This window comes from Tellurirhabdus bombi, assembly GCF_021484805.1.
Taxonomy (GTDB): Bacteria; Bacteroidota; Bacteroidia; order Cytophagales; family Spirosomataceae; genus Tellurirhabdus; species Tellurirhabdus bombi.
Genome location: NZ_CP090557.1, coordinates 1,487,501 through 1,495,000 on the forward strand (window position 1 = coordinate 1,487,501; position 7,500 = coordinate 1,495,000).

At 44.9% G+C, this 7,500-nt stretch carries 7 protein-coding genes and 2 rRNA genes (2 of these 9 only partly in view); all 9 read left to right on the forward strand.

Annotated elements, in window-relative coordinates:
• Window positions 1-545 (forward strand): 23S ribosomal RNA (locus L0Y31_RS06295) (it extends 2,346 nt beyond the left edge of the window).
• Window positions 546-622: 77 nt separating this feature from the next.
• Window positions 623-734, forward strand: a 5S ribosomal RNA gene (gene rrf / locus L0Y31_RS06300).
• Between the two features lie 336 nt (window positions 735-1,070).
• A complete protein-coding gene (locus L0Y31_RS06305) occupies window positions 1,071-2,507 on the forward strand; it encodes an anthranilate synthase component I family protein (protein WP_234737136.1) in 1,437 nt (478 codons plus the stop codon).
• An 11-nt stretch (window positions 2,508-2,518) separates the two neighbouring features.
• Complete coding sequence (locus L0Y31_RS06310; protein ID WP_234736276.1) at window positions 2,519-3,085, forward strand: anthranilate synthase component II; 567 nt, start codon at window positions 2,519-2,521, stop codon at window positions 3,083-3,085.
• A gap of 4 nt (window positions 3,086-3,089) precedes the next feature.
• Window positions 3,090-4,079, forward strand: a complete 990-nt coding sequence (gene trpD / locus L0Y31_RS06315) for an anthranilate phosphoribosyltransferase (protein WP_234736277.1) — start codon at window positions 3,090-3,092, stop codon at window positions 4,077-4,079.
• A 51-nt stretch (window positions 4,080-4,130) separates the two neighbouring features.
• Window positions 4,131-4,946 carry an indole-3-glycerol phosphate synthase TrpC gene (gene trpC / locus L0Y31_RS06320; protein ID WP_234736278.1) on the forward strand — a complete coding sequence of 272 codons (816 nt, stop codon included), beginning with the start codon at window positions 4,131-4,133 and terminating at the stop codon, window positions 4,944-4,946.
• A gap of 5 nt (window positions 4,947-4,951) precedes the next feature.
• A complete protein-coding gene (locus tag L0Y31_RS06325) occupies window positions 4,952-5,596 on the forward strand; it encodes a phosphoribosylanthranilate isomerase (protein ID WP_234736279.1) in 645 nt (214 codons plus the stop codon).
• Window positions 5,597-5,689: 93 nt separating this feature from the next.
• The gene (gene trpB, locus L0Y31_RS06330; protein WP_234736280.1) at window positions 5,690-6,889 is read left to right on the forward strand and encodes a tryptophan synthase subunit beta; all 1,200 of its coding nucleotides are present in this window, start codon (window positions 5,690-5,692) and stop codon (window positions 6,887-6,889) included.
• A gap of 73 nt (window positions 6,890-6,962) precedes the next feature.
• Window positions 6,963-7,500 carry the 5' portion of a tryptophan synthase subunit alpha gene (gene trpA, locus L0Y31_RS06335; protein ID WP_234736281.1) on the forward strand. Its footprint extends 254 nt past the window's final position, so only the first 538 of its 792 coding nucleotides appear in the window; it begins with the start codon at window positions 6,963-6,965; its stop codon lies off the right edge, out of view.

Below are 7,500 nucleotides of genomic sequence, written 5' to 3' on the forward strand. Positions count from 1 at the left end.
GCTTGACAGTGAGACAAACAGGTCGAACTGGTGCGAAAGCAGGGTATAGTGATCCGGTGGTTGCGCATGGGTGTGCCATCGCTCAAAGGATAAAAGGTACGCCGGGGATAACAGGCTGATCTCCCCCAAGAGCTCACATCGACGGGGAGGTTTGGCACCTCGATGTCGGCTCGTCACATCCTGGGGCTGGAGAAGGTCCCAAGGGTTCGGCTGTTCGCCGATTAAAGTGGCACGCGAGCTGGGTTCAGAACGTCGTGAGACAGTTCGGTCCCTATCTGTGGTGGGCGTAAGAAGTTTGACGGGGGCTGTCCTTAGTACGAGAGGACCGGGATGGACTCACCGCTGGTGAACCGGTTGTCGTGCCCGCGGCACGGCCGGGTAGCTACGTGGGGTTTTGATAAGCGCTGAAAGCATCTAAGTGCGAAGCAGACCTGAAGATGAGACTTCTATTGAAGGATGTTCTAGACCAGGACGTTGATAGGCGACAGGTGCAGGGGCAGAGATGTCTAAAGCCGAGTCGTACTAATGACCTGAGGTGTAGACACTAAGTTATTCGCTGACGAACCTGATACGAAGAATTGTAGTTTCCATATCTTAAAAGAAGGACTTATAAAAGAAATTGGTCGGTGGTCATGGTGTGGGGGTTCACCTCTTCCCATTCCGAACAGAGCCGTTAAGCCCCGCCACGCCGATGGTACTGGAGTCGAATCCGGGAGAGTAGGTAGCTGCCGCCATAATATTTGAGTGAACAAGAAGAGTCTTGCCCCCAAAGCAAGACTCTTTTTTTGTGACTATGCTTCAGTTTTTGCGAAAGTGTATTTACATTTGCATACCAATAAGACATAGTGCTACTTGGTAGCGTTATGTTGGAGATGCAGAAGTCAAAGCTTCGAGCCATCTTATCCAAACAAGGATATAAAAACATGCAATTTACGACTTTAAATAAATCATGGTGGTGGCGTTCATCCTATTTAGGAGGTTGATCAGTCATTGCTTTTATGTTTTTACAGCATTTACAAAGCCTACTGTTCGCCTCAGTAGGCTTTTTTATTTTCCATCCTATTAATATTATGACGCCCTTGTATCAATCTTCTCCTTTCACCGTTAAGAGCCAGTTTCGGCGCTTGTTAGCCGATACCATGACCCCGGTTAGTATTTATCTTAGAATTCGAGATCATTTTATAAATAGCATTCTACTAGAAAGTTCTGATTATCACGGTAATGATAACAGCTTCTCCTATATTTGTTTTGATCCGATAGCCAAGTTTGAGTTTGATGGAATTCAAATCAATGCAACCTTTCCTGATGCAAATACAGAGACAATTGCTTTAGCGGAAAAAAAGGATTTGCTAAGCTACATCAAAGAGTTTCGAGAGCTATTTCAAGGCGAACCACAGGGCTTTCCCTTTATTGTTAATGGCTTATTTGGGCATATCACTTATAGTTCCGTCCAGTATTTTGAGGATATAACCTTGCAGGTACCGCATTCAGAGAACGAAATACCTTTAGCTGTCTATCAGGCTTTTCGCTACGTTATCGCGATCAATCATTTTAAAGACGAGCTATATTTATTCGAGCATTCGTACTTAAAAGAAGGCCAGCAGCAGAGTACAGATAATCTGGATTACATTGAATCACTAATCAAAAATAGAAATTTCCCCACCTATTCATTTCAGAAAACAGGCGACGAAACGTCAAATGCTACCGATCAGGAGTTTTTGGATATAGTACAAAAAGGCATTGATCACTGCCATCGGGGAGACGTTTTTCAGATTGTCCTGTCCCGCCGCTTTTCAACTCCGTTCCAAGGTGACGAATTTAATGTTTATCGGGCGCTGCGTTCTTTAAATCCCTCTCCTTATCTCTTCTACTTCGATTATGGTAGCTATAAGATTTTTGGGTCTTCTCCTGAATCTCAGATTGTTATAAAGAACAAAAAAGCTACTATTTATCCCATTGCGGGTACTTTCCGTCGGACTGGTGATGACGTTGCTGATGCTGAATTAGCGCAAAAACTTTACAATGATCCGAAAGAGACGGCCGAACACGTCATGTTGGTAGACCTCGCGCGAAATGACCTCAGCCGTAACTGTACTAGCGTAAAAGTGGAAACCTTCAAAGAAACGCAGTACTATTCGCACGTAATTCACCTCGTCTCTAAAGTAGTTGGGGTTATGAATGCTGATACAGAGCCTCTACAGATTGTTGGTGAAACATTTCCGGCCGGGACTTTATCTGGTGCGCCTAAGCACATGGCCATGAAATTGATCGATCGATACGAAAAAACAAGTCGTGGGTTTTATGCAGGTTGCATTGGTTTCATGGATTTCAACGGCGATTTTAATCAAGCCATTATGATCCGCACTTTTTTAAGCCGCAATAACACACTGTACTACCAGGCGGGTGCCGGCGTAGTCGCGAAATCAAATCCGGAAAGTGAATTACAGGAAGTGTCCAATAAACTTATGGCGCTTCGGACGGCAATTGAACAGGCACAAACATTGTAAATGATACAAGGATGAAAGTATTGGTAATTGATAATTATGATTCCTTCACGTATAACCTGGTTTATCTGCTACGTGAGTTGGGTTGTGAAGTAAGCGTTTTCCGAAATGATAAGATTTCGGTTGAAGAAGTAGACCAATATGACAAAATACTTTTGTCTCCTGGGCCGGGCATTCCTTCCGAAGCAGGCATCTTGCAGGAAGTTGTGCGGACGTATGCCCCTACCAAAAGCATTCTTGGCATTTGCCTGGGTCATCAGGGAATTGGTGAAGTCTTCGGCGGTAAGTTGGAAAACATGGATGATGTCTACCACGGCGTTGCCCACCGAACTTTCATTAAAGATCCACAGGAAAAATTGTTCCAGGGTATACCTTCAGAATTGTTGGTAGGCCGCTACCACTCTTGGACCGTTGTGCCAGATACCTTGCCCGACGATGTGGTCATTACGGCAACCGACGAAAACGGCCGCGTGATGGGTTTAGCGCATAAAGTATATGATGTACGGGGATTACAATTCCATCCAGAGTCCGTGCTGACTGAGTACGGTAAAGAAATGTTGCAGAACTGGTTAAATTCCTGAATTGATGAAGAAGATATTAAATCACCTTTTTGAGTACAAAACACTTACCAAGGAAGAAGCGCGTCAGGTGCTGATTGGCATCGGTACCGGGCATTATAATACTGCACAGATAGCTGCTTTTCTGACTGTTTATATGATGCGGAGTATCACTGTACACGAGTTGGAAGGATTCAGGGATGCCATGCTTGAGCTTTGTGTGCCGGTTGATTTATCGGATTTTGACGCGATGGACCTCTGCGGAACGGGCGGAGACGGAAAAGATACGTTCAATATTTCGACCTTATCTGCTTTTGTCGTAGCGGGAGCGGGGCAGCAGGTTGCTAAACATGGCAATCACGGGGTGTCCTCACTCTGTGGTTCTTCGACCGTAATGGAATACTTGGGCTATCAATTTACTAGTGATGTGGATAAGTTACGAAGCATGGTGGATAAAGCGGGTATCTGTTTTCTACACGCACCTTTGTTTCACCCAGCCATGAAAAATGTAGCTCCGATACGGAAGGATCTTGGCGTGAAAACTTTTTTTAATGTACTGGGTCCCATTGCTAATCCCTCATTCCCCAAAAAACAGCTTCTGGGCGTGTTCAGTCTTGAATTAGCCAGATTATATGCGTATCTTTATCAGCAAACCCCCAAGCGCTTTATGATTCTTCACGCTCTGGATGGCTATGATGAAGTGTCGTTGACTGGCGCTTTTAAAATAATTACCTCTCATGCGGAACAGGTTTTGACGCCGCAACAGATCGGCTTGCGCCAACTCCTACCTGAACAACTTACCGGCGGTCAGTCGGTCGAAGAATCTGCCCAAATCTTTATGAATGTTTTAAAGAATGAAGCTACACCTGCGCAGAGAGAAGCAGTGGTAGCCAATTCGGCGATGGCTTTGTACGCGGCAGAGGTAGTGCGCAGCATAGAAGACGCTATCCTGATGGCTAAAGAATCACTGGATAGTGGCCGGGCTTTGACGTGTTTTAATAAATTAATAGCGGCCTAATTTAGATTAGAGTGCTTGAATACAGCTTGTTAGACTGATTTATACTACCGGATGAATATACTTGACAAAATTATTGCCAGCAAGAAAGAAGAAGTAGCGCAGCGAAAAGCGGTTACCTCCGCTCAGCAGCTTGAACAGCATCCCATGTTTACCCGGCAACCGTTGTCGGCGCGGCAGGCTATTCTTGCTCCTGAGTCTACTGGCATCATTGCGGAATTTAAGCGTAAGTCTCCGTCAAAAGGTATTATAAATGATCAGGTTCGTGTTACCGAGACAACCGCGGGTTATGTACGCGCTGGTGCCGCTTGCTTATCTGTTTTGACGGATGAGCCTTTTTTTGGTGGTACGCCAGCCGATTTGATTGAAGCCCGAAATACGAATCCTGAAACTCCTATCATTCGGAAGGATTTTATAATTGATACCTATCAAATTCTGGAAGCGAAAGCGTTTGGCGCCGATTTCATTTTGTTGATTGCGGCCTGCCTGACGCCTCGTGAAGTTGAGGAGTTCAGCCAATTTGCGCATCAACTGGGCTTGGAAGTACTCCTTGAAGTACACGATGAAACGGAGCTAGATACTCATCTAACATCTTCAGTAGATTTAGTGGGCGTTAATAACCGCAATCTAAAAACGTTCGTTACCGATATTGAAACATCAGTTAGATTAGCGTCGCTCATTCCAGAAACGTTTGTTAAAGTATCTGAAAGTGGTTTGCAGGAAGCAGCGTCGATTTTGGCTCTGCGAGAAGTAGGTTATCAGGGTTTTTTAATCGGGGAAACCTTCATGAAGACTCCATCGCCCGAAGAAGCGCTCAAAACCCTAGTTAGAGAGTTGTCGCCCACCGAATTTCCCATCTCAAAACTTTAAATATTATGAAAGTAAAAGTATGCGGAATGCGTGATTCCGGTAACATTCAAGCGCTGATAAGCGTAGCACCGGATTTTATAGGGTTTATCTTTTATGATAAATCGCCCCGCTTCGTCGGTGAAGACCTGGATGAGAACTTATTAAAAGCAATTCCGCAGCGTATCAAGAAGGTTGGGGTATTTGTCAATACGAGCCCTGATTTTATTCTGCGTACGATGAAGAAGTATAACCTTCAGTATGCTCAGTTGCACGGTACAGAAACGCCTGATGTTTGCCGCAACCTACGTAATCGGGGTGTTAGCATCATCAAGGCATTCTCCGTAGACGACTCGTTTAACTTTAGCATGGTGAATAACTACAAGCCTTCCTGTGATTTTTTTCTGTTTGATGCCAAAGGTGAAAGCTACGGAGGAAATGGAACTGCTTTTGACTGGAAGATTCTAAATCGCTACGATAACGACAAACCTTTCTTCATCAGTGGTGGCATTGGCTTAAATAATATTGATGAGCTAGAGAATTTAAAACACCTTAAAGTATATGGTGTCGATCTGAATAGCAAGGTAGAGCTTGAACCAGGTGTAAAAGACATTGAGCAAATCCGGGCCATTATTCAGAAGTTCAAACCAGAAGACGAAGAGGTTATCGCATAACATTTACTTTATTACGATTAGTGTTGAAGACTTTGCTAGGGAGTCTTAGTGGCTTTGTCACCTTTTTAGAAACACATTTTATTAGAAGTAAAGATGGAACTAGAAATTACGCACTCCCCTTATCAGGTTGACGAGGAGGGTTATTATGGCACATTTGGGGGCGCGTTCATTCCGGAAATGCTCTATCCCAACGTGGAAGAGCTACGGGAAAATTACCTTAAGATAATTAACGAACCTTCCTTTCAGCAGGAATTTCATGCTTTACTGGAAGATTACGTTGGCCGGCCAACGCCTTTGTTTTTAGCCAGCCGATTATCCAAGCAATATAATACAACCATTTATCTAAAGCGCGAGGACCTTTGCCATACGGGTGCTCATAAAGTTAACAATACGATTGGTCAGATTCTGGTTGCCCAGCGACTTGGCAAAAAGCGCATTGTAGCCGAAACGGGAGCGGGTCAGCATGGAGTCGCTACGGCTACTGTCTGCGCCCTGATGGGACTGGAATGCATTGTTTACATGGGCAAAATTGACATGGAGCGTCAAAAGCCCAACGTAGACCGCATGCGCATGTTAGGGGCTACAGTAGTTCCGGCAGTGAGCGGTAGCCAAACATTAAAAGATGCTACCAACGAAGCCATGCGGCACTGGATTAATAATCCCGTTGATACGCACTATATCATAGGCTCCGTAGTAGGTCCCCATCCCTACCCAGACATGGTCGCGCGTTTCCAGTCCGTTATTTCAGCCGAGACCCGGAAGCAACTCTTGCGCAAAACAGGTCGTGAGACCCCCGACTATGTAATAGCCTGCGTAGGGGGAGGAAGTAACGCGGCGGGAGCCTTCTATCATTTCCTGGATGAGCCATCGGTAAAATTGGTGGCTGCCGAAGCAGCCGGACAGGGATTAACTACGGGTCATTCGGCGGCAACCACGGCTTTAGGAAAACCTGGAATCTTACACGGTAGCCGAACAATCTTGATGCAAACCGAGGATGGCCAAGTTGTAGAACCTTATTCCATCTCAGCTGGTCTGGACTATCCAGGCATTGGCCCGATGCACGCCAATTTGTTTTTAAGCAGTCGGGCAAAATTCTTTTCAATCACGGACGAAGAAGCCGTTGAGTCTGCCTTTGAGCTAAGCCGTCTGGAAGGGATCATCCCGGCACTGGAATCGTCACACGCGTTAGCCTGCCTCTCTAAGCTAGGCGCTACTCCCGACGAGGTTGTTGTCATCTGCCTTTCGGGAAGAGGCGACAAAGATTTAGCGACTTATACCAAACATCTAGAATAAAGATCATCCCAAGTAATGTGCAGCCCCATAGCTTATGGGGCTGTTTTTTCTTAAACCGTTTTAGTGCATTCCCATGAACCGTATTTCGCAACTCTTTCAGCAAAAACCAGAGCAGGTTTTAAATATATATTTTACAGCAGGTTTTCCTAAGTTAAATGATACAATGCCTATTCTGGAAGCGTTGCAGGAAGCAGGTGCTGATTTAATAGAAATAGGAATGCCTTATTCAGACCCTGTTGCCGATGGAGAAACCATTCAGCAAAGCAATCAAAAAGCCCTCGAAAATGGAATGACAATAAAGCTTCTATTTGAGCAGCTAAAAGCATGTCGGCCTAAAATCAAGACACCTATATTATTAATGGGCTATTTGAATCCGGTCGTGCAATTTGGTATAGAAAATTTTTGTCGCACATGTCAGGAAGTGGGCGTGGATGGTTTGATCTTGCCGGATATGCCTATTGATGTCTACCAGCGCGAATACAAAGAAGTATTTGAGAAATATGGTTTACTGAACATATTTTTGATAACTCCCCAGACGAACGAGACTCGTATTCGAAAAATTGATGCGCTATCCAATGGATTTGTTTATATGGTCTCGTCAGCCAGTACGA

Coding starts and splice junctions, on each gene's coding strand:
- trpD (WP_234736277.1), top strand. CDS start 3,090: ATGAAGAAGATATTAAATCACCTTTTTGAGTACAAAACACTTACCAAG.
- trpB (WP_234736280.1), top strand. CDS start 5,690: ATGGAACTAGAAATTACGCACTCCCCTTATCAGGTTGACGAGGAGGGT.
- trpC (WP_234736278.1), top strand. CDS start 4,131: ATGAATATACTTGACAAAATTATTGCCAGCAAGAAAGAAGAAGTAGCG.
- L0Y31_RS06305 (WP_234737136.1), top strand. CDS start 1,071: ATGACGCCCTTGTATCAATCTTCTCCTTTCACCGTTAAGAGCCAGTTT.
- L0Y31_RS06310 (WP_234736276.1), top strand. CDS start 2,519: ATGAAAGTATTGGTAATTGATAATTATGATTCCTTCACGTATAACCTG.
- L0Y31_RS06325 (WP_234736279.1), top strand. CDS start 4,952: ATGAAAGTAAAAGTATGCGGAATGCGTGATTCCGGTAACATTCAAGCG.